Below are 23,953 nucleotides of genomic sequence, written 5' to 3'. Positions count from 1 at the left end.
CAAGTAAAGAGGTCGAGACATGAGCAGCATCAACTACAGCGAGAAGATCCCCAACAACGTCAACCTGGCCGAGGACCGCACGCTGCAGCGCGCGCTCGAAGGCTGGCAGCCCAACTTCATCAACTGGTGGGACGACGTGGGCCCCGAAGGCTCCACCAACTTCGACGTCTACCTGCGCACGGCCGTAAGCGTGGACCCCAACGGCTGGGCCCAGTTCGGCCACGTGAAGATGCGCGACTACCGCTGGGGCATCTTCCTGAACCCGGGCGACGCCAGCCGCGAGATCCACTTCGGCGACCACAAGGGCGAGAAGGCCTGGCAGGACGTGCCCGGTGAGCACCGCGCCAACCTGCGCCGCATCATCGTCACTCAGGGCGACACCGAGCCGGCCTCCGTCGAGCAGCAGCGCCACCTGGGCCTCACGGCGCCCAGCCAGTACGACCTGCGCAACCTCTTCCAGGTCAACGTGGAAGAGGGCCGCCACCTGTGGGCCATGGTCTACCTGCTGCACAAGCACTTCGGCCGCGACGGTCGCGAAGAGGCCGAAGCCCTGCTGGAGCGCCAGAGCGGCGACGAGAACAACCCCCGCATCCTGGGTGCGTTCAACGAGAAGACGCCGGACTGGCTGGCCTTCTTCATGTTCACCTACTTCACCGACCGCGACGGCAAATTCCAGCTGTCGGCCCTGGCCGAGTCCGCCTTCGATCCGCTGGCGCGCACCACCAAGTTCATGTTGACCGAAGAAGCCCACCACATGTTCGTGGGCGAGTCGGGCGTCAGCCGCGTGATCCAGCGCACCTGTCAGGTGATGAACGAGCTCAAGACCGACGACCCGAAGAAGGTGCGCGAAGCCGGCGCCATCGACCTGGAGACCATCCAGCGCTACCTGAACTTCCACTACTCGGTGACCATCGACCTGTTCGGCGCCGACCAGTCCAGCAACGCCGCCACCTTCTACAGCTCGGGCCTCAAGGGCCGCTATGAAGAAGGCAAGCGCACCGACGACCATGTCCTCAAGAACCAGACCTACAAGGTCCTGGAGGTCAAGGATGGCCAACTGGTGGAAAAGGAAGTGCCGATGCTCAATGCGCTCAACGAGGTGCTGCGCGACGACTTCATCAAGGACTCGGTGGCCGGCGTTGGGCGCTGGAACAAGGTGATCGAGAAGGCGGGCATCCCCTTCCGCCTCACGGTGCCGCACAAGGCCTTCAACCGCGCCATCGGCGCCCTGGCCGGCATCCGCATGTCGCCGGACGGCCGCGTGGTGAGCGAGACCGAATGGGAGGCGAAGAAGAAGGAATGGCTGCCCACCGACGAGGACCGCGCCTTCGTCGCCTCGCTCATGGGCCGCGTGGTCGAGCCCGGCAAGTTCGCCAACTGGATCGCGCCGCCGGTCATGGGCATCAACCGCCAGCCCGTCGATTTCGAGTACGTGCGCTTCGCCTGAACCCACAATGCGCCGAGGCCGTCCTGAAGAGGGACGGCCGACGCCGGGGCCCGGATTGCCGGCCCACCCCCACATCGGTCGCCAAGGCCGGCAAGGAGACACACGATGGACATGGCTGTGGACGTGGCCGTGATCAAGCAGCACCTGATCGACCCCGAGATCTGCATCCGCTGCAACACCTGCGAGGCCACCTGCCCCATCGGGGCGATCACGCACGACGACCGCAATTACGTGGTCAAGGCCGACGTTTGCAACGGCTGCATGGCCTGCATCTCGCCCTGCCCGACGGGCTCCATCGACAACTGGCGCACGGTGCCGGCGGCCAAGGCCTACCCGATCGAGGAACAGCTGCTGTGGGATGAGCTGCCCGCGGAACTCACGTCAGAGCAACTGGCGGCCGAAGGCGTGCCCGCCGATGCCGCCGAGGTCGCGCCCGCGGCTGCACCGGCGAATGCGGACGCCGTGGCCGAGCCGGGCACCGCGCCCTTCCACTCGGCCAGCTACGGCGCCACCCGCCCGCCCTGGTCGGCCGCGCATCCGTACACCAACCTGCATGCGCCCAAGAGCCCCATCACCGCCACGGTGACGGGCAACTTTAACTGCACCGAAGCGGGCTTCGACAGCGAGACGCACCACATCGTGCTCGATTTCGGCGCCATGCCCTTCCCGGTGCTGGAGGGCCAGTCCATCGGCATCGTGCCGCCGGGCGCCGATGCGCTTGGCCGCGCGCACCAGCCGCGCCAGTACTCGGTGGCCAGCGCGCGCAACGGCGAGCGCCCGGGCTACAACAACCTGTCGCTGACGGTGAAGCGCGTCACGCAGGACCACCAGGGCCAGGCCGTGCGCGGCATCTGCTCCAACTACCTGTGCGATCTCAAGGTGGGCGACACGGTACAGGTGGTCGGCCCCTTCGGCAGCAGCTTCCTGATGCCGAACCACCCGAAGTCGCACATCGTGATGATCTGCACCGGCACCGGCAGCGCGCCGATGCGGGCCATGACCGAATGGCGGCGGCGCCTTCGCAAGAGCGGCAAGTTCGAGGGCGGCAAGCTGATGCTCTTCTTCGGCGCCCGCACCCAGCAGGAACTTCCCTACTTCGGCCCGCTGACCAGCCTGCCCAAGGACTTCATCGACATCAACCTGGCCTTCTCCCGCACGCCCGGCCAGCCGAAGAAGTACGTGCAGGACCTGATGCGCGACCGCGCCGCCGACCTGGCCCTGCTGCTGCGCGACGAGGCCGCCCACTTCTATGTCTGCGGGCTCAAGAGCATGGAGGAAGGCGTGGTGCTGGCCCTGCGCGACGTGGCCCACGAGGCCGGCCTGGACTGGGAACAGATCGCCGCGCGGCTCAAGCAGGAAGGGCGGCTGCACTTGGAGACGTACTGACGGACAGACGGCCGGGGGCACGTGCACGATCGAGCCCATAGAGAACGTCGGCTCGCCAGAGTGCCATCGGACGCGAGACACTTGCGGGTCGCCGTTTCCGGCCCACCTCGCCACGGAGCCCCTGATGAATCCTCCCGCCAGCGTCACCTTCCCCGCCCCCATCGCCCCCGATGCGCTGCCCAGCTTTTCCGCCTACGAGGCGCAGGCGCGCAAGCGCGGCTTCGACGAGGTGGCCGAGCGCATGTGGGAGCCGGACACGCAGGTCGCCAGCCACGGCCATCCCTTCGCGGTGGAAGCCTTGATGGTGCAGGGCGAGCTGACCCTCACCGTCGGTGGCGAGACCCGGGTGCTGCACCGCGGTGACCGTTTCGTGCTGGCGCCCGATCAGCCGCACGAGGAGCGCTATGGCCCCGACGGTGCGACCTACTGGGTCGCCCGGCTGCATGCGCAGGCCATGCCGCCGCTGGAGGAAGCGCCCCGCTGAGGCGGTTGCGCACCGGATGAAGTTTGCCGAGTTCCGCCCGGGTCAGGTCATCGAGGCCGGTCCGCATGCCGTTACCGAGGAAGAGGTGCTCGGCTTTGCCCGCCAGTGGGACCCGCAGTGGTTCCACACCGATCCCGAGGCGGCGGCCGAGGGCGTGTTCGGCGGACTCATCGCCAGCGGCTGGCACACCTGCGCCATCGCCATGCGGCTGGTGGTGCAGGCGGCGCTGCACGACTCCGAATCCTTCGCCTCGCCGGGCATCGACCAGATCCGCTGGTCCCGGCCCGTGCGGCCCGGCGACACGCTGCGCCTGCGGGCCGAGGTGGTCGAGGCGCGCCGCTCCGACACCAAGGCGCACCTGGGCATCCTGCGCTGGCGCTGGCAGCTGTTCAACCAGCACGACGTGCAGGTGCTGGACGCCATGGTCACCAGTCTGTTCCGACTGCCCTGACCGAGCGGTCCGGCCGGCCATTGCCAGCACTGTGCTGGATGGGCTGAACGGCTGGCGCTGCTGACGTCGATGCGCCGCCCTCGCTATCCCACCGCCGGCAGCACCTCGCCCCGGCATTCGCCGAAGCCGATGCGGGCATGGCCCTCGCGCTCGCACCAGCCGCGCAGGATCACGGTGTCGCCGTCCTCCAGGAAGGTGCGCGTCTCGCCGGTGGCCGGCAGGTCGATGGCCTGCGTGCCGCCGCGCGACAGTTCGACGATGGCGCCCGCCTCGCCCGGCGTGGGCCCGGAGATGGTGCCGGTGCCCAGCAGGTCGCCCGGCTGCAGGTTGCAGCCGCCCACCGTGTGCTGCGCCACCATCTGCGCCAGGGTCCAGTACTGGTGGCGGAAGCTGGTGGCCGACAGGCGGTCGCCGGCATGCCCCGCCTCACGGTGCCGCGGGCTCTGCAGGCGCACTTCCAGCTGCACGTCCACGCCGCCCGCTTCGCGGTTGGCGGGGCTGTCCAGGTAGGCGAGCGGCTGCGGCTCGTCGTTCGAACGTTCGAAGGCCACGCGGTAGGGCGCGAGCGCCTCCATCGTCACCACCCAGGGCGACACGCTGGTGCAGAAGTTCTTGCCCAGGAAGGGGCCGAGCGGCGCCATTTCCCAGAACTGGTGGTCGCGCGCCGACCAGTCGTTGAGCAGGCACATGCCGAAGATGTGCGATTCGGCCTCGCCGATGCCGATGGGCCGGCCCTGGGCATTGCCGGGGCCCACGTAGAAGCCCATCTCCAGCTCATAGTCCAGCCGGCGGCAGGGGCCGTACTGCGGCGCGCTGGCGCCGGGGGGCATGGCCTGGCCCATGGGCCGGTGGAAGGCCGTGCCGCTCGGCACCACGCTGGAGGCGCGACCGTGGTACGCGATGGGCAGCCAGCGGAAGTTGGGCGTGAGCGGATCGTCGGGCTTGAGCACCCGGCCTACGTTCACCGCGTGGTGCACCGAGGTGTAGAAGTCGGTGTAGTCGCCGATGCGGCTGGGCAGGCCCATCTCGGCCTGGGCCTGCGGCACGAGCGCGGCGCGCAGCGCGTCGGCGGCCGGGCCCGTGGCGCCGTCGATCAATGCATCGAAGAGCGCAAGGCGCAGCGCGTGCCAGGCCTCGGGGCCCATCGCCATCAGCGCATTGAGCGTGGGTTGCGATGCGGCCTGCAAGGCCTTCGCGGCCATTCCCGTGAAGGCGCCGGTGGCGGCAGCGGCCTGCAGGTCGATCACCTGGTCGCCGATGGCCACGCCGCCGCGGAAGGCCTCGTGGCTGCCCGCGCGGCGGAACACGCCGAAGGGCAGGTTCTGGATCGGGAAGTCACCGCCCGATGCGTTGGCGCTGGCCAGCCAGCTGCGCGCGCGGGCGTCGTGGGTGCGGTCGAGCGTCATCGATGCCGCTCCTCAGGCTGAGGCCATCAGGGTGTCGTCGAAGATGGCGACGGCGCGCGTCCAGCCTGCGGACGCGCCACGGATCTTGTGCGGGAAGCAGCTGATGAAGAAGCCATCGGGCGGCAGCGCCTCCAGGTTGTGCAGCTTCTCGATGTGGCAGTAGCCGATGTCGCGGCCGGCCTTGTGGCCTTCCCAGATCAGGCCGGCGTCCTTGGTCTCGCCGTATTTCTGCGCGGTGTGGACGAAGGGCGCGTCCCAGCTCCAGCCGTCGGTGCCGGTCAGGCGCACGCCGCGCTCCAGCAGGTACATGGTGGCCTCGTAGCCCATGCCGCAGCCGCTGGAGACATAATCGTTCTGGCCGTAGCGCTCGCCGGCGCGGGTGTTGACCACCACGATCTCCAGCGGCTTGAGCACGTGGCCGATGCGCGCCAACTCGGCCTCCACGTCGGCGGCCGTCACCACGTAGCCGTCGGCGAAGTGGCGGAAGTCCAGCTTCACGCCGGGCTGGAAGCACCACTCCAGCGGCACGGCATCGATGGTGATGGCGGGCTTCTTCTCGCCCAGCGCCTTGTCCATGGTCGAGTGGAAGTGGTAGGGCGCATCCAGGTGCGTGCCGTTGTGCGTGGACAGCTGCACCTGCTCCACCGCCCAGCCCTCGCCGTCGGGCAGGTCGGCCTTCTGCAGGCCGGGGAAGAAGGGCACGATCTGTTCGACCGTGTTCTCGTGCGTGAAGTACTGGATCTTGGGCGCGAAGGGCGGCGGGTCGCTCACCACGTCGTTCTCGAGGTAGATGGAAAGGTCGACGAATCTGCGGGGCATGGCGGGTCTCCTTGTGGGTGTGTGTGGTGTGTGGGGTTCAGGGCCGCTGCCAGCGCAGCAATTTGTGTTCTGCGAAGGCCAGCAAGCCATTGCTGACGAAGCCGATCAGCCCCAGCAGCACGATGCCGGCGAACAGCTCGCTGGCCCGGAAGGCGCGTGCCGCCAGCAGGATGGCCTGGCCCAGGCCGCCCTGCGAGGCGATCATTTCGCCCACCACCGCCACGATCAGCGCGACGGTGAGGGCCAGGCGCATGCCGGCCAGGATGTCGGGCATGGCGTGCGGCAGGCCGATCTTGAGGATGAAGGCGGTGCGGGACAGCTGCAGGCAGCGCGTGACCTCGGCCAGCCGCGCATCGACGGTCGCCAGGCCATGCACCGTCGCCAGCAGCACCGGCCACATCGCGCCGAATGCCACCACCACCAGCACCATGCGCGGGCTCAGCCCGAAGATGGCGATGGCCACCGGCAGCACGGCCGAGGCCGGCAGCGGCCGGATGAACTCCAGCATGGGCTGCAGCCATGCCCGGGCCGCGGCCGAGGCGCCGATGAACACGCCCAGCGCCACACCCGCGAGCGAGGCCAGCAGCCAGCCCTGCAGCATGCGGCCGACGGTGTCCAGCGTCCAGCCTGCCAGTTCGCCATGGCCGTTGCCGCGCAGGTTGAAGCCCTCGGCCAGCGCGTCCCACGTCGCCTGCGGCGTGGGCAGGAAGACGCGGCTGACCCAGCCCAGGTTGCTGGCCAGCCACCACAGCGCGATCAGTGCGCAGAGCACCAGGGCCGAGCCCAGCCAGCTGCTCATCTTCAGGCGCTCGTTCATGCGGCCCCCATGCGACGACCCACGCGCTGCTGCAGCCGCAGCATGCCCGCGTTGATCGCATAGCCCACCACGCCGATCCAGCCCAGCCAGGCCAGCATCAGCGCAGGGTCGAAGCTCTGCTGCGCGATCATCATGGCGTAGCCCATGCCGTTAGGGTTGGCGGCGATCTCCACCGTCACGGCCACCACCAGCGCCACGGCCACGCCCAGGCGCAGCGCGACGAAGAGCCGCGGCGCGATGGCCGGCAGCACGATCTTGAAGGCGCGCTCGCGCGCCGACAGGCCGAGCACGCGGCTCACCTCCAGCAGCCGCGGCTCCACCTGTCGCACGGCGGCCTGCACCAGCAGCATCAGCGGCCAGAAGGTGGCGAAGGCGACCACCGCCATCTCCATGCGCACGCCGAAGCCGAACATCAGCATGGCCAGCGGGATGAGTGCCACCGAGGGCACAGTGCGCAGCAGCTCGGTGGTCATGAAGCCCATGCGGGCCGCGCGTGCCGAGAGGCCCAGCGCGATGCCGCCGGCCAGGGCGAGCAGGGCGCCGACCCCCAGGCCGAGGGCGGCAGTGCCGAGGGTGAAGGCGGTGGCCTGCCAGAGCGAGCCGTCCAAGGCTGCGCCCCACCAGGCTTTCACCGCCGCACTCACGGGCGCCAGCGAATCGCTGCCCAGGGCCGACGCGCGGCGGGCGTAGAGCTCGAATGCGAGCAGCAGCAGGGCGGGGATGGCCCAGGGGCGCAGGCGTGCCAGGGCGCGCGGGATGGTCGAGCTGCGGGGCGGCGCTTCGACAGGCCCGGCGCGAACGGCCGTGTGGTGCGCAGCCCGCTCAGCCATGGCCTTCCTCGATGAAGGTGAAGAGTTCGCGACGCAGGCGCACGAACTCGGGATGCTCGCGCGTCGTCAGCTGGTCGCGCGGCCGGGGAATGGGCACGTCGATCATGCGCGCCAGGCTGGGCCGACCGGGGCCTGGGTTGGCCTGCAGGGCCACCACGCGGTCGCCGAGGTAGATGGCCTCTTCCAGGTCGTGGGTGACGAAGATCACCGTCAGGCCGTCGTCGCGCACCAGGCGGGCCAGCTCGTCCTGCAGGCCCTGACGCGTCATCGCGTCCAGTGCGCCGAAGGGCTCGTCCATCAGCATCAACTCGGGCTGCTGGGCCAGGCAGCGGGCGATCTGCACACGCTGCTGCATCCCGCCCGACAGCTGCAGCGGAAACTTCTGCGCATGCGCCGCCAGGCCGACCTTGGCCAGCACCTTGGCCGCACGGGCGGCATGTTCGGCCGAGGGCACGTGCGCGGCCTCCAGCGCGAGGCGCACATTGCCTTCCACCGTGCGCCACGGCAGCAGGGCGCGGCCGTAGTCCTGGAACACGAAGGCGATCTCGCGCGCGGGTTGGGTGATGGGCACGCCGTGGCGCAGCACGCGGCCCGTCGTGGGCGCGACCAGTGCGCTGGCGGTGCGCAGCAGCGTCGTCTTGCCGCAGCCGCTGGCGCCGACGATGCACACGAACTCGCCGCGTCGCACCTCGAAGCTGGTGGGCGAGAGGATCTCGCGGCCGCCCAGGCGGATGCTCACTTCGTCGAAGCGCAGCAGCGGCGCGGCCTTGGAGGACGTCGCCGGCGTCGCCTCGGCGGCCATCCGGGTGGCCATGAAGTCGGGAGCTCCCATGACGTGCGAACCGCCTCAGCGCGCGATCAGCCGCGCCACGTCGGGCGCGCCCTTGAGCATGTCCTGGTCCTTCATCAGCCCCACCCAGTAGGCCAGCTGCTTGTCGGTGACCACCGGCCCGGGCGGCGAGATCTGCACCTTGGCCAGCACCTCGGGCGGCAGCTTGATGTACTTGCCGATGGCGGCGCGCACGCGGGCGTCGTTCTTCGCCTGGCCCATGAAGGCCGCCGCCTCCACCAGCGACTCGCGGAAGCCGCGCACCGCCTGCGGGTTCTTCTCGGCCCAGTCGCGGCGGGCGGCGTGCACGATGGTCTGGTTGCCCTCGGGCAGGAAGGTGGAGTAGTAGCTCGCCACGTAGCCCGCGCCCGATTCGGTGATGCGGCTCATGAAGGGATCGGCCGACACCACCGCGTCCACCGAGCCGCCGCGCAGCAGGTCCGCATGCTGCGGGAAGGCGGCCTCGACGAAGTTGACCTTGCGGTAGTCCACGCCCTGGTCCTTGAGCCAGGCGCGGAAGGTCACGTGCAGGAAGGCGCTCAGGCCTGGCACGCCGATCTTCTTGCCCACGCAGTCCTGCGCATTCTTGATGCCCGAGCCGGCGCGCGCCACCAGGCCGAAGCCCGTGATGCTCTTGGCCGTGAGGCCGCCGCCGGCCACCAGCACCAGGTCCAGGCCGCCATCCACCGCCTGCAGGAAGACCGAGGGCGTGGGCCCCCCGATGGTGAGCGAGTCGGACTGCAATGCGGCCGGGATGGTCGAGTTGAGCGGGATGAACTTGGGCTCCACGTCCAGCGCGCGCTTGGTGAAGTAACCCTCTTCCTTGGCCACGAAGACCGTGGCGAAGTCGGTCACGGCCGTGAAGCCGAACACGATCTTCGTCGTGCCCTGCGCGCGGGCGGGCAGCGCCGCGGCGGTCAGTGTGGCGGCGCCGAGCGCCGAGAGTGCGGTGCGTCTTTTCATCAGGCTTGTCTCCGTGGGTTGGTCTTCTTGGCAGGCGCCGCGGTCGTGCGGGCGGCGCGGGGACGGGGCATGGCGGCGCGCAGCCCGCCGGCGATGAAGGCCACCAGCAGTGCGCTGCCGGCCGCATCGTTGGCCTGGGCCTCGCCGCCGGACAGGCGCTCCACCCGGGTATCGGTCAGGTGGTGCAGCAGCGCGCCGAGCGCGAACTGATAGCCCCAGGCCACCTGCGCCCGCGTGGCATGGGGCAGGGCGCGCTGCAGGGCGTCGATGAAGGCGTTGGCCAGCGGGTCGAAGTAATGGCGCAGCACGCGGTCGGCCTCTTCGGTGACGTGCGAGAGCTCGCGGGCCACCAGCCGCGCGTAGTACTCGCCTTCGCTGCTGGCGCGCAGGGCCAGCACCGGCGCGGTGAAGGCGTCGATGATGCGTGGCAGGGTCTTTGCGTTGGCCGGGTCGATGGGCACCGCGGCCAGCGCGGCCAGCCGACGCTCGATGGTCTGGTTCCAGTGCTCGAAGATGGCCTCGAACAGCGCATTCTTGGGGCCGAAGTAGTAGCCCACCAGCGCCAGCGGCACGCCGGCTTCGTCGGCGATCTGGCGGATGCTCACGGCGTGGTAGCCGTGGCGGGCGAAGAGCTTTTCGGCCGCCAGCAGGATGGCGTGGCGGCGGTCCGGACGGGGCTCGGCGGCTGCGCCACGGGCCGCGCGGCGCGCGGTAGGAGCGGAGGTCGGCCGGGCACTCATGCGCCTATTGAACGACCGTACAACAGTCTTGCACACACGTACAAACCATGAGCCGCCGCTCCCTGCCACGGCACCGGGTGGGCGGCGCCAGTCGCGCAGACGACGCGGCTGGGGCCAATCCGCATTGAGCGTGCTGCACTGCCGCACTACGCTGGCCGGATGACCGCTCCCGCCTACGTTCCCCAGATCCGCCTCTTCCAGAACTGGCTGCGCGACCACCGCGGCCTGGTGTTCGACAGCTACGACGCGCTGTGGCAATGGTCGGTGACCGACCTGCATGGCTTCTGGCAGGCCATCTGGGACTATGCGGGCATCCAGTCGCCCACGCCGCACCGCGCGGTGCTGGCAGACCGACGCATGCCGGGGGCCGTGTGGTTCCCGGGCGCGCAGGTCAACTACGCGTGGCAGGTGCTGCGCCACGTCGAGCCCGCCCATGCGGCGGGCATGCCGGCCATCGTCAGTGAGAACGAGGCGGGCGAGGTGCGCGAGATGTCCTGGCCCGAGCTCCAGCGCCAGATCGCATCGGTGGCGCTCTCGCTCAAGGCTCTGGGCGTGAAGCGCGGCGACCGCGTGGCGGCCTACCTGCCCAACATCCCCGAGACCATGGTGGCCTTTCTGGCCTGCTCCAGCATCGGCGCCGTGTGGAGCGTGTGCGCGCCCGACATGGGCACCGCCGCCGTGGCCGACCGCTTCCGGCAGATCGAGCCCAAGGTGCTGATCGCCGTCGACGGCGTGCACTACGGCCAGAAGGCGCTGGACCGCAGCGCGGTGGTGCGCGAGCTGCGCGCGCAGCTGCCCACCGCCGAGCGCCTGCTGCTGCTGCGCACGCCGCATGCGGCCGAGCCGTTGCCGCATGACATCGACTGGACCACCGCCAGCGGCCGGGACGATGCCGAGGTCGCGGCCTTCGCGCCCGAATGGCTGCCCTTCGACCACCCGGTGTGGATCGTCTATTCCAGCGGCACCACCGGCCTGCCCAAGCCCATCGTGCACGGCCAGGGCGGCATCCTGATGTCGATGGCGCTGTCGCAGATCCATTACGACCTGGGCAGCAGCTACGCGGCCAACAGCTTCGGCGAGCGCTTCCACTGGTTCAGCTCCACCGGCTGGGTGATGTGGAATGCGCAGCTGTCGGGCCTGGTGTCGGGCACTACCTGTGTGCTCTACGACGGCCATCCGGCCCACAGCAAGGAGCAGCCCGACTGGTCGGTGCTGTGGCGCTTCGTGGCGCGCCACGGCGTGACCTTCTTCGGCGCCGGCGCGGCCTACTTCAGCAACTGCATGAAGGCCGGCGTGCGCGCGGTGGATTGCGGCGACATCTCGCGCGTGCGCGCGCTGGGCAGCACCGGCTCGCCGTTGGCGGAGGAGGTGCAGCGCTGGGGCAGTGCGCAGATGCAGGAAGCGAAGCTCGCCGCCGGCCTCGTGCCGAAGGCCGGCGCGCTCAAGGGCGGCGCCGATGGCGAGGCCTGGTGGTGCAACATTTCTGGGGGCACGGACTTCTGCGGCGCCTTCGTCGGCGGCAACCGCGAGCTGCCCGAGGTGCCGGGCCAGATGCAGTGCCGCTTCATGGGCGCCGCCGTCCATGCCTGGAACGAGAACGGCCAAGCCGTGATCGGCGAGGTGGGCGAACTGGTCTGCACCGAGCCCATTCCCTCCATGCCGCTGTACTTCTGGAACGACCCGGGCAACGCGCGCTACCTGTCGAGCTACTTCGACACCTATCCCGGCGTCTGGCGGCATGGCGACTGGCTCAAGGTGGGTGCGGACGGCGGCTGCGTCATCTACGGCCGCAGCGACGCCACCATCAACCGCCAGGGCCTGCGCATGGGCACCAGCGAGATCTACAACGCGGTGGAGTCGCTGCCCGAGGTGCTCGACTCCATGGTGGTCGACCTGGAGTACCTGGGCCGCGACAGCTACATGCCGCTCTTCGTGGTGCTGCGTCCCGGCGTGGCGCTGGACGAGGCCATGCGCCGCAAGCTCAATGACGCCATCCGCGCCAGCCTGTCGCCGCGCTTCCTGCCCGACGACATCTTCCAGGTGGCCGAGATCCCGCGCACCCTCTCGGGCAAGAAGCAGGAACTGCCGATCAAGAAGCTGCTGCTGGGACAGCCCATCGACAAGGTGGTCAACAAGGAGGCGATGGCCAACCCGGGCTGCCTGGGCTGGTACGTGGCGCTGGCGGAACGGCGGGCGCAGGCCGCAGCCTGAGCCAGCGACGGCGGCCGGGCGACCGGCCTGTCGCGCCGGTGGTCGATGGCGCTGCGGCGGGGGCCGGACAATGGCCCTCCACATGCCGTCCCCGTCAGCCACCTCGCGCGGCCTCGTCGCGCTGACCTTCGCCTTCTCCCTCAGCCAGTTCTTCCGCAGCTGCCTCGCGGTCATCGCGCCGGAGCTGCAGCACGACCTGGCGCTCTCACCCGCCGGCTTCGGTGCGTTGTCTTCCAGCTTCTTCCTGGCCTTCGCCATCGCCCAGGTCCCGGTCGGCGTGGCCTTCGACCGCTGGGGCGTGGGCCGTCCCAGCCGCTGGCTGCTGGCCATCGGCGTGGTGTCGGCGGCCCTGCTGGTCGGGGCGCCCAATGGCGCCGCCGCCATGGTGGCGCAGGCGGGCCTGGGGCTGGCCTGCGCACCGGTCTTCATGGGGCTGATGCATTACGCGGCCGAGCAGTTGCCGCCCGCGCGCTTCGCCGCCTTCATCAGCCGGGCCAATGCCGTGGGCATGGTGGGCTCGCTGGTGGCCACGGCGCCACTGGGCTGGGCGGCGCATCGCATCGGCTGGCGGCCGGCCATCGCGCTCGGCGGCGTCGCGATGCTGCTCGCCTGCATCGGCGTGTGGCGGCATGTGCGCGACCAGGGCCATGCCCTGGCCCGGCAGGAAAGCCCGGCCGCCATGGTGCTGGCCAGCGCCGGCCTGCTGCGCCGCAGGGCGCTGTGGACGCTCATCCCGATGTGCATCGCCATGGCGGCAGGCACCAGTTTCCGCAATGCCTGGGGCGGGCCCTACTTCGCGCAGGTCTTCGGGCTGGGGGCCGATGCGCGGGGACTGGCGCTGATGGTGGTGAGCGCTGGGGGCATCCTGGGCGCGCTGACCATTCCGCTGGTGGTGCGCCGCAGCTCGCTGCGTACCACCGTGGCGGGCTGGACGGCCTTCTCGTTCTCGGCGGCCCTGGCGCTCACGGCCTGGCCCGCGGTCGGTCTGGCGCTGGACCTGACCCTGCTGACCTTCGTGGTCACGGCCGGCATGCTGCATCCGCTGGTGATGAGCCACGGCCGCGCGCTGGTGCCGGCGGCGCTGCGCGGACGGGGCCTGGGCGTTCTGAACACCTGCGTCTTTCTGGGCTCCGCCGGTGCCTCCTGGGCCTTCGGCCTGATCGCCGAGGCGGGCCAGCGCCGCGGCTGGCCGGTGGATGGCGCCTTCGCCGCCATCTTCGGCTGTGCGGCGGCGCTGCTGCTGGCGGGCCTGCTGCCCTACCTGTTCAGCCCTCCGCCGGTGGAAGAGGCGCCCTCGCGCCCGTCCTGAGTCAGGCGCTCTTCTCAGGCCGCCGGCGCGAGGATCGACGCGCGCAACCGGTACTCGGCCTGGACATGCGGCATGGGCTGGCCGCGCTGCAGCGACTCGATCCAGGGCCGCAGCACGGGCCGGGGCCGCCACGTCACGCCCAGTGCGAGCAGCAGCGGCCTGGAGGCCCGGCCGAACGGCAGCAGCTGCACCCGCCCGTCGGGCGCGATGAGCGCCACCACATGCCGGGCGCCCATCACCGGCGCCAGGCGCCAGGCGGACAGGTCGGGCGCCGCGTACAGGCTGAGCCTGCCCACCCGTGCGCGTCCGGCCAGGCGGTAGAGCTGACAGCGGTTCTTGCCCTCGCCGGCCCAGAAGAGGGGGATGCCGGCCAGGCCATGGGCGGTGGCGTCCATGGCTTCGGGGTCCGCATGGAGTTCGTCCACGAGGGCGCGCAACCGCGCCTGTGGCCGCTCGGGCGTGAGGCGATAGGCGTCCTTGCGCACCCAGCCGAGCGTGCACCAGGGGGGCAGGCTGCTGCGCTCCCAGGTGCCGACGGGCTCGCCGGTGGCGGCGAACCAGTCGCCCAGCAGATGCCGGGCAAAGCGGTCGGGCAGGTGGGAGGTCCGGAGCGCGGCGGCCTGTTGCAGCGTCAGGCCGTGCGTGGCCAGGACCTGTGCGGCACGGCCGTGCCGGGGCATGTGCTCGGGCCAGCGCACGGCATGGTCCAGCGCCTCCTTGAGTTCGCACAGCGGCTCCACCAGGCTGCGCCAGCCGTCCGGGACGAAGGGGCCCGTGCGTTCGAGAGTGGGTGAGGGGGGCGAGTCGATCATGGGGATGGGAGGGAATCGGGGTGAGGCGCGAGGGGCCGGTCAGGGCGTTCCGGCGGTGCGGAGCGCGGGCGTCGGGAGGCTGGGGAAGTTCTTGCGCATCACGCCGGGAAGGGTCGCGAACAGCGCCTGGCGCAGGCCGTCGTAGGCGGTGCGGTTCTCCTTCAGCAGCGTGTCGTAGTCGTAGTAGCGGGGCTCGGCCGACCGGAACGACACCGAATCCCAGGCCAGCGGCGCCAGCTGGTCGTCGCGCAGCGCGTACTCCACCCGGGCATAGGGTCGGAAGCTCGAACCCAGGTCGGGCGCCCAGTAGGCGGTGGAGATGCGCAACAGCAGCACGTCATGGCCCGGCGTGGGCGTCAGCCCCTCCAGGTGCAGTTCCCCGGCCGTGCCCAGGGCGCGTGCCGCGGGCGTGAGCTTGACCTCGCGGCCGGTCGAACGCAGCGCCTCGGCCAGGCGCTGCGCGTACTCGTGGTTGAGGGCGAGGTCACTGCCCTCGCCGCGCACGGCCTGCGTGAAGCGCTGGCTGCGCTCGCCGGCCTGCTGGGTCGCGTTGCCGCGGCTGAGGGCATCGACGCCCATCGCCGCCAGCGCACCCACGGGGCCCAGCAGCCCGATCAGGCCCACGGCGGGAATGGCCCCCGAGTCGCGCACCACCAGTTCGGGCTCGGCGTTGTAGAAGATCTCCACGCGCGGATGCGGCAGCGGATGGCCCGGGGTGGCACTGACGGGCGTGTTGTCTGGCTGTGGTCGGCCCGCGCATGCGGCGAGCATCGCAGCGACCACGCAGATCGAAATGGCGCGTCTCATGACGTCTCCTTGCCGGCTCCCTGTGAATCGTTCTGTCGATTCTGGGCAGCTGCACGGCGATCGCCATGGCCTGTTGTCCTGAAAGCCGCACTCGGCGGCCCAACACCGTCAAAAGCGGCGCGCACACGCGTCGCTTCTTTAACAGGCTTGCAGATTGGTGAACGGAAAGCGGGCGGGCGTGACGTGTGTGACGACCGTGCCCCGCGGCAGGCGCGGCAGGCGCGGCAGGCGCGGCGGGCGCTAGAGCCAGTTGCCCGTGCCTTGCGGCAGCTGGATGCGGGTGGCCGGGTCGCCGCCGTCCACCAGCGTGCCGATCAGCATGCTCAGCAGCGAGATGAAGATGCTGGCGAACAGGGCGGTCCAGAAACCCGACACCCGGAAGCCCTTCACCAGCGCCGCCACCAGCAGGATCATCAGCGCGTTGATGACCAGCAGGAACAGGCCGAAGGTCAGCAGCGTGAGCGGCAGCGTCAGGAAGATCAGCAGCGGCTTGACGATGGCATTGGCCAGGCCCAGCAGCAATGCCGACACCACCAGCGAGCCCGTGCCGTCGAACTGCAGCCCGCGGAAGATGTGGCTGGCCACCCAGAGCGAGAAGGCGGTGATGGCCCAGTGGAGGAGGAAGGGCGTGAGGTTCGCGAGCATCGGCCGATGATAGGTCGGCGCCCGGCGGGCGGCGCCGCGGCCGCCGTACCCCGCCAGCCGCGCACAGGGCCGTTTCGCTTCGGCCTACAGGCGCAGACGGCCACGGGGCGAGCATGTGCTTTCTTGCAACACAGGAGATCACCATGCCCCGTGGCGACAAGTCCGCCTACACCGGCAAGCAGAAGCGGCAGGCCGAGCACATCGAGGAAGGCTACGAATCGCGTGGCGTGCCCGAGAAAGAGGCCGAGCGCCGCGCCTGGGCCACCGTGAACAAGGAGTCCGGGGGCGGCGAGAAGAGCGGCTCGGGCCGCGGCCATGCCGCGAACCATGCACCGTCGCGCAAGGGCGGCCATGCAGGGGGCCAGGCGTCGGCCTCGCGCACGGCGGCCGAGCGTTCCGCCTCGGCGAAGAAGGCGGCGGCCACGCGCAAGCGCAACGCCGCAGCGAAGCACTGAGCGTCCGTCGGCCCGCTTGGCAGCGAGGCGGCGCGGGGCTGGGTGTGGACAGCGGCTTGGCTTGCCTTGCGCCCCGTCAAGGCGGTGGCTGCCATGCCGGCCTACCCTGCAATCTCCCCCAACCAACTGCGTGGAGAGACGACGATGGCCACCCTGCAATGGTCCGAAGCCCTGGTGCTGGACGCCCCCGTGATGGACCGCACCCATGAGGAATTCGTGTTGCTGCTGGCCGACGTCGAGCAGGCGCCGGACGAGCAACTGCTGGCGTGCTGGAGCGGGCTGATCGACCACACCGATGCCCATTTCTCGCGCGAGGACCAATGGATGCAGGCCACGGGCTTTTCCGTCGCCAACTGCCACAGCGTGCAGCACAAGGTGGTGCTGCACGCCATGCGCGATGGCCTGGCGGCCGGGCAGCGCGGCGATCTCGCCCTGGTGCGCGAGCTGGCGCGCCAGCTGGGCGCCTGGTTCGTGCACCACGCGCAGACCATGGACGCCGGCCTCGCGCTGCATCTGCGCAGCGTGGGCTTCGACATGGAGACCGGCGAGGTCGGCCGGCCCCACGCGCTGCCGGCAGAGCCGATGAAGGGCTGTGGCTCCACGGCCTGTTCGCCCGCTGCCGAAGAGGCGGTGGCGACGCCCGCCTGAGGCGGGCTGGCGCTGGCGTGCGCGCCGGCGGCAGGGAATGCCTCGCGCCTTGCGCGGCACGCGTGCCCGCAGCGGTTGCCCGCGGCCGAAGGCGCGAAGCCCTCGACATTTCCTCTCTTCAGTCGCTCAGAAACGTGCGGGACCGGCTCCGATCAGCTGCCGCGTGATGGCGGCGCGCACCGGCGGCAGCCGGCGTGCGGCTTCGAGCACCAGGCTGCGCAGCAGCCGGTGCGGGCCGGTCTGTCCGGCATAGAGGCGCGCCACGGCATTGGTGCCGTGGTAGATCGGCGCCGTCTCGCGGCGGTGCACCCGCTCGTACCGTTGCAGCCGGTCCGCCCGGCCCGGGTCGTCGGACAGGGGCCGCTGCGAGAGGGCGGCACACAGGCTGCGCACGCCTTGCAGCCCCAGGTTGAAGCCATGGGCAGTGACCGGGTGCATGCCCACGGCGGCATCGCCCGCCAGCGCGAAGCGGTGGCCCGCAAAGCGTTCGGCATAGGTCGCCACAAGCGGATAGGCGTTGCGTTCGCCGGCCACGCGCAGCGGGCCCAGCTCGTCGCCGAACTGGCGCTGGATCTCCTGCGCGAACGCGTCGACCGGCAGGCTGCACAGCCGAGAGGCCTGCGCGCCCGGCACCGTCAGCACGGCAGAGCTGAAGCGGCCCGGCAGGGGCAGCATGGCCAGCGTGCGCTCCGGACCAAAGCATTCGTGCGCCACCTCGCCATGGTCCGCGGCCTCGTGGGCCACGCGACAGACCACCATGGTGCGGCCGAAGTCCTGCAAGGCAGCGCCCACGCCGAGCTGGCGCCGCAGGCCCGAGAAGCGGCTGTCGGCCGCCACCAGCAGCCGTGCGCGCAGCGGCGCGCCGCCTTCGCGGGCGATGTGGGCATGGTCCGCGTCGATGTGCACCTGCTGCACGCGCTGGCCGGGATGCAGCCGCAGGCGCTCCTGCGATGCGGCCGCCGCAAAGCATGCCCGTCGGATCGCATGGTTGGCAACGATGGCGCCCAGCGCCTCGCAGCCTGTTCCCGCCGTGTGGAAGCGCAGGGCGGGCGAGGCGGGGCCGCCGTCCGTCACCCGGGCTTCGCGGATGCGGCCGATCGCCGCGGCCGGCAGGTGTGGCCAGATGCCCAGCTCGCGCAGCAGCCCGACGCTGGCGTGGGTCAGGGCGATCTCGCGGCCGTCGTCGGCGGGCGCGGCGAGGGCGTCGGCGTCCTGATGGTCGAGCACGTCCACGCCGTAGCCCTGGCGGGCGAGGGCGATGCCCAGGGCGAGTCCGGTGGGGCCGGCGCCCACGATGGCGATGTCGAGCGGATCGGTGGAGCGCATGGGTCTCGCGGCGGAAGTCGGGCCGTCCATTGTGGCCAGCGCCCTGCCACATCGGCTTGACCGGCCTCAACCCGTGGCAGCCCGGTCCTCGAGCAGTTCGTACACCGTCAGGGGCGCCTGCCGGCCGCGCAGCAGGGTTTCGGTGGCGATGCGCCGCACGGGCAGGCGCTCGGCCACGCCTTGCCAGGTGGCCTCGGAGATGAGGATCCGCGTGCCCAGCGCGGTGTTGAGTTCTTCCACCCGGCTCGCCACGTTGACGGCATCGCCGATGGCCGTGTAGGCCAGCCGGTCGTTGGAGCCCAGCACGCCCGCGATCACCGGCCCGGTGTGGATGCCGATGCGCGTGGGCAGCGGCGCGCGGCCCGCGGCCCGTGCACGGTCGTTGAGGGCGTCCACCTCGGCCTGCAGGTCGAGGGCGGCGCGGCAGGCGCGCAGCTCCGCGTCGGGCAGCGCGGTGGGGGCACCCCACAGCACCATCATCCCGTCGCCGATGTACTTGTCGATAGTGCCGCCATGGCGCGCGATCACCGCCGCCGTCAGGTTGAAGTAGTCCGTGAGCTGCGCCACCAGCACCGGCGCGGGGGTGCCTTCGGCCAGCCCGGTGAAGCCGGCGATGTCGGTGAACATGATCGTCACCCGCCGCAGCCGGCCGCTGGCGCCCAGCGGCAACCCTTCGGCCATGAGCTGCCGCACCAGCTGCACGGGCACGAACTGCCGGAAGGCGCGCAGCCCGCGGGCGGAGTCGTCCAGGGCCTGCGCCAGGTGCTGGATCTCCAGCACGCGGCTTTGTGCGGGTGCCGGGCCGTCCAGCTCCAGCCGTCCGATCCGGCGCGCGAATTCGGCCAGGCGCTCCACCGGCGCCGTCACGCGGCGGGCCAGGCGCAGCGACAGCAGCAGCACCACGCCCAGTAAGCCCAGCGCGGTGGCCATCGCGCCGCCGACCGCCCGGTGCACGCCGCCCAGCACGCGCTCCTCGGGCACCCAGCTGACCAGCCGCCAGCCGGTGGCCACGATCACCGAACTCTGCACGAGGTAGCGCTCGCCGCGGTAGGTGATCGTGAAGCTCGCGGCCCCTGCGCGGGCCAGCGGCTCGCGCAGGGCCGCGAGCACGCCGTCGGCGGGCAACTCCAGCCGGGTGATGCGGCCGGGCCGGTCGCTGCGCGCCAGCACGCGCAGGTCGGCGCTGAGCAGCGCGCTGTCGCCCTCGCCGGCGCGGGCGAACTGGCGCACGAAGTCCGACAGCCGGCCCAGGGTCACGTCCCCCGCCGCCACCTGGTCCGGGGCGTCGTTGTCGCGCGTGCGCAGATCGGGCCGCGCGTAGGTCACGCCCAGCTCGTGCGCCACCTGGAACTCTTAGGGCGCGGTCCACACCGGGCGCCCCGCCTGCGTGGCCTGCCGATACCAGGGAGCCGCCAGCGGGTCGTAGCTGCTGGTGAGCATGCGCCTGCGCGTGGTGGCAAAGCGCTGCGCCGGCATCAGCCGAAGGTCGGGGCGCACCTTGTAGTCCCAGGTTTCGGTGGTGGCGTCGTGCGCGCGCACGATGCGGCGCACGGCGAGGTCGGGGTAGCGCTGCACCATCAGCATGCGGGCGCGCGCGTCGGCCACGTACAGGCTGTCGAGTTCGGGCGCCTGCTGCAGCAGCACCCACAGCAGCTCGGCGGTGTCGTCGGCGCTGCTGCCGGCAGGCGCAAGGTGGGGCGCCTGCACCATCGCGTCCACCGCCGTGGCGGCCCGCTCCAGGAAGGCCTCGACCTTCTCCTGGACCCGCTGGTGGCTGGCCCGCTGCGCTCCCTCGCCGAAGGAGGAGACCAGCCGTTGCGCGCCCCAGCCCACGAGCGCGATGAGCACGAGCGACTGCGCCAGCACCAGGGCCGCGATGAGGGTGCCAACGTCGACCCGGAAGCGACGGGAGCGGGGCAGGGGGGACGCGAGCGACATGCGAGCGGGGCAGGGTTGCCGCAGCAGGATCGTCGGCGGCCCATGATCTTGCGGGCCGCGGACCGCCGTCCTGCTGATTCCGCAGCGGTGCGGGCCGGATGGCGCAAGGCGTCGTGGGCTCGTACAGACGCAGCGTCAACAGAGGTGGAGGAGGGCGGACGCGTGTTTGCAGTTCTCCAGGCTGTCGGCGCGGGCTTACCGCGCAAGGCGGCACGCGCGCCGGCCCCGGCCCCGGAACAACTCCTACGCTGGCGCGCATGAACGATCCCCACGCCCCCCGCACCGGCCAGGCGCCGCCCACCCTCTCGCGAGAGGCCTTCCACGTGCAGTTCATGCAGGTCTTCCACGATCCGGCCTTCCGCGCGGAGGCCGAGGCGATCGGCCGCATCGAACAGGTGGCCTGGGAGGCGTACGAAGACGGGCGCAAGGCGCCGGTGACGCGGGAGGCGGGGCCGGGGTATGCCGATCCGGACTATGCGCTGTCCGTGGACTGGATGGAGGCGCGTGCGCGCATCGACGCGGCGCAGGCCGCATGGAGCCGGCCCGAGACGCGCTCGCGCGTGCTGCTGATCAACGGCTCGCCGCGCAACGACGGCAGCTGCCCCGGCGAGATGTCCAAGAGTTGGCGCCTGCTGCAGCTGGCGCGTGAGGTGCTGGAGGGCCAGGGCCTGCAGTGCGACGTGCTGGACCTGAGCCGGGTCACCTCCGACTATGGCCGGCACATCCATCCGTGCAAGGGCTGCGCCTCCACCGCCATGCCGCTGTGCCACTGGCCCTGCAGCTGCTATCCCAACCATTCGCTGCGGCAGACGGGCGACTGGATGAACGAGATCTACGAGCGCTGGGTGGCGGCACACGGCGTGATGATCTTCACGCCCACCCACTGGTACCAGGCGCCCACGCCGCTCAAGGCGATGATCGACCGGCTGGTCTGTGCCGATGGCGGCAATCCCGATCCCACGTCCACCCACGGCAAGAAGGCCGCGCAAGCCAAGGCGCTGGAGCTCCAGGGCTGGGACTATCCCAAGCACCTGGAAGGTCGGGCCTATGGCGTGGTGGTGCATGGCGACGTGGCGGGCATCGAAAGCCTGCGTCGCAACCTCTGCGACTGGCTCGACTGGATGGGCCTCATCGACGCGGGCACCCAGGCCAGACTCGACCGCTACATCGGCTACTACGAGCCGTACGCGACCAGCCACCAGACACTGGACGCCGACGAGGCCATGCAGGAAGAGGCCCGCAATGCCGCCCGCGCGGTGGCGACGGCCGTAGGGATGCTGCGCGCCGGTCGCCTTTCCCCGCCCGATGCGCGCCTGAAGAGGCCGCGGCCCAAGTAAGCAGCTGCAACGCCCGCGCGAGGGTCGCGGGGTTGCGGCTCCTCGATTCCTGCCCGATCACGCGGCAGGCTTCACGCTTCTTTACCTCGACACACCTGTCGCTTACCGAGGGCGAACGCCGTCTTGACCTGCGGGGCGCACAGTCGTCTCCACGCTGCCGATCCGGTGGCGGTCTTCGGAAAGGAAGCACCATGAAATCCCGTCGTCATTCCCTCCTCGCGGCCGGCCTGCTGGCCTGTGCCGCCTTCGCCGCCTCCGCGCAGCCCGCGCCGTCGGCCCCGGCAGAGGGCGCCCCGCCGCCGGCCGGCATGCACGGCCAGCGCCATGGCAAGGCCATGGACCCGCAGCAGCGCATGGAGCGCATGAAGGAGCACCATGCCAAGCGCATGGAGGCCCTCAAGGCCAAGCTGCAGCTGACGCCGGCCCAGCAGCCCGCCTGGGACGCCTATGCCAGCGCCTTCACGCCGCCAGCGCGTCCCCCGGCGGCGCGTGAAGATCTGGCCAAGCTCAGCACCCCCGAGCGGCTGGACCGCATGCAGGCCCGCCAGGCGGAACGCCAGGCCCGTTTCGCCAAGGTGGCCGATGCGACCCGCGGCTTCTATGCGCAGCTGTCGCCGCAGCAGCGCCAGACCTTCGATGCCGAGACGCTGCCGCGCATGCATGCACGGGGCGAGCATCCGCACGGCCACGGTCCGCGCCCTGGAGACGCTCCCCGCGGCTGACACGCTGAGCGGCTGCCCATGAAAAAAACCCCGGTCCATCGGCCGGGGTTTTTTTCGTGCGGCACCGCGGTGCGGCGCCGATGCCGATCACTTCGGCGTGCCGGTCATGTTCTTGGGGTTGGTGGGCACGTCGGGACGTTCGCCGGTGTTGCCATAGGGCCGGCGCTGCATGTCGGCCTTGGTGTCGGCACGGACTTCGGCGCGGGTGTTCTGGTTCACCGGAGGCGTCGGATTGGGCTGGCCGTTCATCACGGTGCTCGGCTGGCCGCTGGGTGTCGTGGTGTTGTCGGGCATGCGGTTGTTGGCCCGGGCCTCGGCACGCACGTTGTCGCGCTGGGCGGGCATGGTGCCGTCGGGGCGCTGCGTGGGGTTGGGCACGCCAGCCGGCGTCATGGTGCTGGCCTGGCCTTGCGTCGCGGGCACCGTGGTCTGCGCGATGGCGCTGGCGCCGATGGCCATCAGGCCGGCGGCGGCGAGTGCGGACAGGGTGCGAGTGGTGCGGGTCATGGGTCTCTCCTTCGATTGGATGAAGTTGCGGGATGACGTCGCCATCCCGACGACGTGCAAGCACCGTAGCGGGGCCGATTGCGACACCCGTGTGGGCGTCGGCTGCGCGCCCCTGTAGGAGCCGCATCCGCAAGGGCCGCTGCCGAAGCGAAACCGGCTGGCGAAAAAATGGGCGTGGGGAACCGGACGCGCTCCTACAGGGCGTTTCCGGCCCTCGGCCTACAACACGGCCCGTGTCCTCACTGCTCCGATCCGATCTGTCCATGCCCCCGCCCGAGCCGGCCGCGGCGCCCGCGCCCGCGCGTCGCCTCAAGGTGATGACGGTGAACACGCACAAGGGCTTCACCACCTTCAACCGGCGCTTCATCCTGCCGGAACTGCGCGAGGCCGTGCGCACGGTCGGTGCCGACGTGGTCTTCCTGCAGGAGGTGCTGGGCACGCACGAGCGGCATGCCCGCCGCGTCGACAACTGGCCCGAGGCACCGCACTACGAATTCCTCGCGGACACCATGTGGCCGCAGTTCGCCTATGGCCGCAATGCGGTCTATCCGCGCGGCCACCATGGCAATGCGCTGCTGTCCAAGTTCCCGATCGTCCAGCATCGCAACCATGACGTGTCGGTGGCGGGGCCGGAGAAGCGCGGCCTTCTGCATTGCGTGATCCGCATGCCCGGCCTGGCGGGCGACCTGCATGCCATCTGTGCCCACCTGGGCCTGGCCGAGGCGCACCGGCAGCAGCAGCTGGAGCTGCTGTGCCACATCGTCCGCGACGAGGTGCCCGCCGATGCGCCCCTGGTCGTGGCGGGTGACTTCAACGACTGGCGCAGCCGCGCCAATGCCGTGTTGGAAGACGGCGCCGGCCTGAAGGAGGTCTTCATGACCGCCACGGGCAAGCCCGCCCGCACCTTCCCGGCCCGCTTTCCGCTGCTGCCGCTGGACCGCATCTACGTGCGCAATGTCGGCGTCTCTTCGCCGGTGGTGCTGCCGCGCACGCCCTGGTCCCACCTGTCGGACCACGCGCCGCTGGTGGCCGAAATCCATTTCTGATCCCTTGCCCATGGAGCG

The 23,953-nt window shown here is 70.9% G+C and carries 25 protein-coding genes; 11 read left to right on the top strand and 14 right to left on the bottom strand.

Going from position 1 to position 23,953, the window contains the following annotated elements; all coding sequences use genetic code 11:
- The first annotated feature begins 19 nt into the window (after window positions 1–19).
- From boxB to KBC94_RS02750, 4 genes are all read left to right on the top strand, one after another.
- Window positions 20–1,447, top strand: a complete 1,428-nt coding sequence (boxB, locus tag KBC94_RS02765) for a benzoyl-CoA 2,3-epoxidase subunit BoxB (protein ID WP_294366108.1) — start codon at window positions 20–22, stop codon at window positions 1,445–1,447.
- Window positions 1,448–1,552: 105 nt separating this feature from the next.
- On the top strand, window positions 1,553–2,833 hold the full coding sequence (boxA, locus tag KBC94_RS02760; RefSeq protein ID WP_294366106.1) for a benzoyl-CoA 2,3-epoxidase subunit BoxA: 1,281 nt from the start codon (window positions 1,553–1,555) through the stop codon (window positions 2,831–2,833).
- A 124-nt stretch (window positions 2,834–2,957) separates the two neighbouring features.
- Window positions 2,958–3,317, top strand: coding sequence for a cupin domain-containing protein (locus KBC94_RS02755; RefSeq protein ID WP_294366105.1), 360 nt, complete (start codon window positions 2,958–2,960; stop codon window positions 3,315–3,317).
- A gap of 16 nt (window positions 3,318–3,333) precedes the next feature.
- A complete protein-coding gene (locus KBC94_RS02750; RefSeq protein WP_294366103.1) occupies window positions 3,334–3,768 on the top strand; it encodes a MaoC family dehydratase in 435 nt (144 codons plus the stop codon).
- Window positions 3,769–3,851: 83 nt separating this feature from the next.
- Here the strand turns inward: KBC94_RS02750 and fahA are convergent, their stop codons facing one another.
- Genes fahA through KBC94_RS02715 form a run of 7 tightly spaced genes read right to left on the bottom strand, consistent with a single transcriptional unit; the run spans window position 3,852 to window position 10,172 of the window.
- A complete protein-coding gene (gene fahA, locus KBC94_RS02745; RefSeq protein WP_294366100.1) occupies window positions 3,852–5,174 on the bottom strand; it encodes a fumarylacetoacetase in 1,323 nt (440 codons plus the stop codon).
- 12 nt (window positions 5,175–5,186) lie between these two features.
- Window positions 5,187–5,993, bottom strand: a complete 807-nt coding sequence (locus KBC94_RS02740; protein WP_294366099.1) for a cyclase family protein — start codon at window positions 5,991–5,993, stop codon at window positions 5,187–5,189.
- A 37-nt stretch (window positions 5,994–6,030) separates the two neighbouring features.
- Window positions 6,031–6,810, bottom strand: a complete 780-nt coding sequence (locus KBC94_RS02735; RefSeq protein ID WP_294366098.1) for an ABC transporter permease — start codon at window positions 6,808–6,810, stop codon at window positions 6,031–6,033.
- Window positions 6,807–7,640, bottom strand: a complete 834-nt coding sequence (locus tag KBC94_RS02730) for an ABC transporter permease (RefSeq protein WP_294366097.1) — start codon at window positions 7,638–7,640, stop codon at window positions 6,807–6,809. The genes KBC94_RS02735 and KBC94_RS02730 overlap by 4 nt, the downstream gene beginning before the upstream one ends.
- The gene (locus KBC94_RS02725) at window positions 7,633–8,442 is read right to left on the bottom strand and encodes an ABC transporter ATP-binding protein (protein WP_294366764.1); all 810 of its coding nucleotides are present in this window, start codon (window positions 8,440–8,442) and stop codon (window positions 7,633–7,635) included. The genes KBC94_RS02730 and KBC94_RS02725 overlap by 8 nt, the downstream gene beginning before the upstream one ends.
- Window positions 8,443–8,487: 45 nt before the next feature.
- On the bottom strand, window positions 8,488–9,435 hold the full coding sequence (locus KBC94_RS02720) for an ABC transporter substrate-binding protein (protein WP_294366762.1): 948 nt from the start codon (window positions 9,433–9,435) through the stop codon (window positions 8,488–8,490).
- The gene (locus tag KBC94_RS02715) at window positions 9,432–10,172 is read right to left on the bottom strand and encodes a TetR/AcrR family transcriptional regulator (protein ID WP_294366095.1); all 741 of its coding nucleotides are present in this window, start codon (window positions 10,170–10,172) and stop codon (window positions 9,432–9,434) included. Before KBC94_RS02715 ends, KBC94_RS02720 begins: the two co-directional genes overlap by 4 nt.
- Window positions 10,173–10,331: 159 nt before the next feature.
- Between KBC94_RS02715 and KBC94_RS02710 the strand changes: the two genes are divergently transcribed.
- Window positions 10,332–12,383, top strand: coding sequence for an acetoacetate--CoA ligase (locus KBC94_RS02710; protein WP_294366093.1), 2,052 nt, complete (start codon window positions 10,332–10,334; stop codon window positions 12,381–12,383).
- Between the two features lie 82 nt (window positions 12,384–12,465).
- Window positions 12,466–13,692, top strand: coding sequence for an MFS transporter (locus tag KBC94_RS02705; RefSeq protein WP_294366091.1), 1,227 nt, complete (start codon window positions 12,466–12,468; stop codon window positions 13,690–13,692).
- 14 nt (window positions 13,693–13,706) lie between these two features.
- Here the strand turns inward: KBC94_RS02705 and KBC94_RS02700 are convergent, their stop codons facing one another.
- From KBC94_RS02700 to KBC94_RS02690, 3 genes are all read right to left on the bottom strand, one after another.
- Window positions 13,707–14,504 carry a hypothetical protein gene (locus KBC94_RS02700; RefSeq protein WP_294366090.1) on the bottom strand — a complete coding sequence of 266 codons (798 nt, stop codon included), beginning with the start codon at window positions 14,502–14,504 and terminating at the stop codon, window positions 13,707–13,709.
- Between the two features lie 39 nt (window positions 14,505–14,543).
- On the bottom strand, window positions 14,544–15,311 hold the full coding sequence (locus KBC94_RS02695) for a hypothetical protein (protein ID WP_294366089.1): 768 nt from the start codon (window positions 15,309–15,311) through the stop codon (window positions 14,544–14,546).
- 240 nt (window positions 15,312–15,551) lie between these two features.
- Window positions 15,552–15,956: a phage holin family protein gene (locus KBC94_RS02690; RefSeq protein WP_114801701.1), complete on the bottom strand. Its 405-nt coding sequence runs from the start codon at window positions 15,954–15,956 to the stop codon at window positions 15,552–15,554.
- A gap of 143 nt (window positions 15,957–16,099) precedes the next feature.
- On the opposite strand from KBC94_RS02690, the gene KBC94_RS02685 reads away from it, so the two are divergent.
- Window positions 16,100–16,411 (top strand): plasmid stabilization protein, encoded by a 312-nt coding sequence (locus tag KBC94_RS02685; protein WP_294366084.1) that lies wholly within the window; start codon window positions 16,100–16,102, stop codon window positions 16,409–16,411.
- Between the two features lie 144 nt (window positions 16,412–16,555).
- Window positions 16,556–17,059 carry a hemerythrin domain-containing protein gene (locus KBC94_RS02680; RefSeq protein WP_294366082.1) on the top strand — a complete coding sequence of 168 codons (504 nt, stop codon included), beginning with the start codon at window positions 16,556–16,558 and terminating at the stop codon, window positions 17,057–17,059.
- A 126-nt stretch (window positions 17,060–17,185) separates the two neighbouring features.
- Here the strand turns inward: KBC94_RS02680 and ubiM are convergent, their stop codons facing one another.
- From ubiM to KBC94_RS02665, 3 genes are all read right to left on the bottom strand, one after another.
- The gene (gene ubiM, locus KBC94_RS02675) at window positions 17,186–18,385 is read right to left on the bottom strand and encodes a 5-demethoxyubiquinol-8 5-hydroxylase UbiM (RefSeq protein WP_294366080.1); all 1,200 of its coding nucleotides are present in this window, start codon (window positions 18,383–18,385) and stop codon (window positions 17,186–17,188) included.
- 66 nt (window positions 18,386–18,451) lie between these two features.
- Window positions 18,452–19,729, bottom strand: a complete 1,278-nt coding sequence (locus tag KBC94_RS02670) for an adenylate/guanylate cyclase domain-containing protein (RefSeq protein WP_294366079.1) — start codon at window positions 19,727–19,729, stop codon at window positions 18,452–18,454.
- Window positions 19,730–19,738: 9 nt separating this feature from the next.
- Window positions 19,739–20,323 carry a hypothetical protein gene (locus KBC94_RS02665; RefSeq protein WP_294366077.1) on the bottom strand — a complete coding sequence of 195 codons (585 nt, stop codon included), beginning with the start codon at window positions 20,321–20,323 and terminating at the stop codon, window positions 19,739–19,741.
- A gap of 257 nt (window positions 20,324–20,580) precedes the next feature.
- On the opposite strand from KBC94_RS02665, the gene KBC94_RS02660 reads away from it, so the two are divergent.
- On the top strand, window positions 20,581–21,660 hold the full coding sequence (locus KBC94_RS02660) for a flavodoxin family protein (protein ID WP_294366076.1): 1,080 nt from the start codon (window positions 20,581–20,583) through the stop codon (window positions 21,658–21,660).
- Window positions 21,661–21,851: 191 nt separating this feature from the next.
- A complete protein-coding gene (locus tag KBC94_RS02655; protein WP_294366075.1) occupies window positions 21,852–22,382 on the top strand; it encodes a Spy/CpxP family protein refolding chaperone in 531 nt (176 codons plus the stop codon).
- Between the two features lie 87 nt (window positions 22,383–22,469).
- Here KBC94_RS02655 and KBC94_RS02650 read toward each other — a convergent pair whose 3' ends face one another.
- Window positions 22,470–22,889 (bottom strand): hypothetical protein, encoded by a 420-nt coding sequence (locus tag KBC94_RS02650; protein WP_017757197.1) that lies wholly within the window; start codon window positions 22,887–22,889, stop codon window positions 22,470–22,472.
- 263 nt (window positions 22,890–23,152) lie between these two features.
- Here KBC94_RS02650 and KBC94_RS02645 point away from each other — a divergent pair, with 263 nt between their 5' ends.
- On the top strand, window positions 23,153–23,935 hold the full coding sequence (locus KBC94_RS02645) for an endonuclease/exonuclease/phosphatase family protein (protein ID WP_294366071.1): 783 nt from the start codon (window positions 23,153–23,155) through the stop codon (window positions 23,933–23,935).
- The last annotated feature ends 18 nt before the right edge of the window (window positions 23,936–23,953 follow it).

It is taken from the genome of Pseudacidovorax sp. (assembly GCF_017991995.1).
Lineage (GTDB): Bacteria > Pseudomonadota > Gammaproteobacteria > Burkholderiales > Burkholderiaceae_C > Xenophilus.
This window is presented reverse-complemented; position numbering and strand designations above follow the sequence as displayed.

Excerpts from the sequence above, each read along its gene's own strand:
- KBC94_RS02710 (WP_294366093.1), top strand. The coding sequence starts at position 10,332 with ATGACCGCTCCCGCCTACGTTCCCCAGATCCGCCTCTTCCAGAACTGG.
- KBC94_RS02690 (WP_114801701.1), bottom strand. The coding sequence starts at position 15,956 with ATGCTCGCGAACCTCACGCCCTTCCTCCTCCACTGGGCCATCACCGCC.
- KBC94_RS02755 (WP_294366105.1), top strand. The coding sequence starts at position 2,958 with ATGAATCCTCCCGCCAGCGTCACCTTCCCCGCCCCCATCGCCCCCGAT.
- KBC94_RS02685 (WP_294366084.1), top strand. The coding sequence starts at position 16,100 with ATGCCCCGTGGCGACAAGTCCGCCTACACCGGCAAGCAGAAGCGGCAG.
- boxA (WP_294366106.1), top strand. The coding sequence starts at position 1,553 with ATGGACATGGCTGTGGACGTGGCCGTGATCAAGCAGCACCTGATCGAC.
- KBC94_RS02740 (WP_294366099.1), bottom strand. The coding sequence starts at position 5,993 with ATGCCCCGCAGATTCGTCGACCTTTCCATCTACCTCGAGAACGACGTG.
- KBC94_RS02655 (WP_294366075.1), top strand. The coding sequence starts at position 21,852 with ATGAAATCCCGTCGTCATTCCCTCCTCGCGGCCGGCCTGCTGGCCTGT.
- KBC94_RS02695 (WP_294366089.1), bottom strand. The coding sequence starts at position 15,311 with ATGAGACGCGCCATTTCGATCTGCGTGGTCGCTGCGATGCTCGCCGCA.
- KBC94_RS02715 (WP_294366095.1), bottom strand. The coding sequence starts at position 10,172 with ATGAGTGCCCGGCCGACCTCCGCTCCTACCGCGCGCCGCGCGGCCCGT.
- boxB (WP_294366108.1), top strand. The coding sequence starts at position 20 with ATGAGCAGCATCAACTACAGCGAGAAGATCCCCAACAACGTCAACCTG.
- KBC94_RS02700 (WP_294366090.1), bottom strand. The coding sequence starts at position 14,504 with ATGATCGACTCGCCCCCCTCACCCACTCTCGAACGCACGGGCCCCTTC.
- KBC94_RS02730 (WP_294366097.1), bottom strand. The coding sequence starts at position 7,640 with ATGGCTGAGCGGGCTGCGCACCACACGGCCGTTCGCGCCGGGCCTGTC.
- fahA (WP_294366100.1), bottom strand. The coding sequence starts at position 5,174 with ATGACGCTCGACCGCACCCACGACGCCCGCGCGCGCAGCTGGCTGGCC.
- KBC94_RS02645 (WP_294366071.1), top strand. The coding sequence starts at position 23,153 with ATGCCCCCGCCCGAGCCGGCCGCGGCGCCCGCGCCCGCGCGTCGCCTC.
- KBC94_RS02680 (WP_294366082.1), top strand. The coding sequence starts at position 16,556 with ATGGCCACCCTGCAATGGTCCGAAGCCCTGGTGCTGGACGCCCCCGTG.
- KBC94_RS02660 (WP_294366076.1), top strand. The coding sequence starts at position 20,581 with ATGAACGATCCCCACGCCCCCCGCACCGGCCAGGCGCCGCCCACCCTC.
- KBC94_RS02750 (WP_294366103.1), top strand. The coding sequence starts at position 3,334 with ATGAAGTTTGCCGAGTTCCGCCCGGGTCAGGTCATCGAGGCCGGTCCG.
- KBC94_RS02725 (WP_294366764.1), bottom strand. The coding sequence starts at position 8,442 with ATGGCCGCCGAGGCGACGCCGGCGACGTCCTCCAAGGCCGCGCCGCTG.
- ubiM (WP_294366080.1), bottom strand. The coding sequence starts at position 18,385 with ATGCGCTCCACCGATCCGCTCGACATCGCCATCGTGGGCGCCGGCCCC.
- KBC94_RS02705 (WP_294366091.1), top strand. The coding sequence starts at position 12,466 with ATGCCGTCCCCGTCAGCCACCTCGCGCGGCCTCGTCGCGCTGACCTTC.
- KBC94_RS02650 (WP_017757197.1), bottom strand. The coding sequence starts at position 22,889 with ATGACCCGCACCACTCGCACCCTGTCCGCACTCGCCGCCGCCGGCCTG.
- KBC94_RS02735 (WP_294366098.1), bottom strand. The coding sequence starts at position 6,810 with ATGAACGAGCGCCTGAAGATGAGCAGCTGGCTGGGCTCGGCCCTGGTG.
- KBC94_RS02665 (WP_294366077.1), bottom strand. The coding sequence starts at position 20,323 with ATGTCGCTCGCGTCCCCCCTGCCCCGCTCCCGTCGCTTCCGGGTCGAC.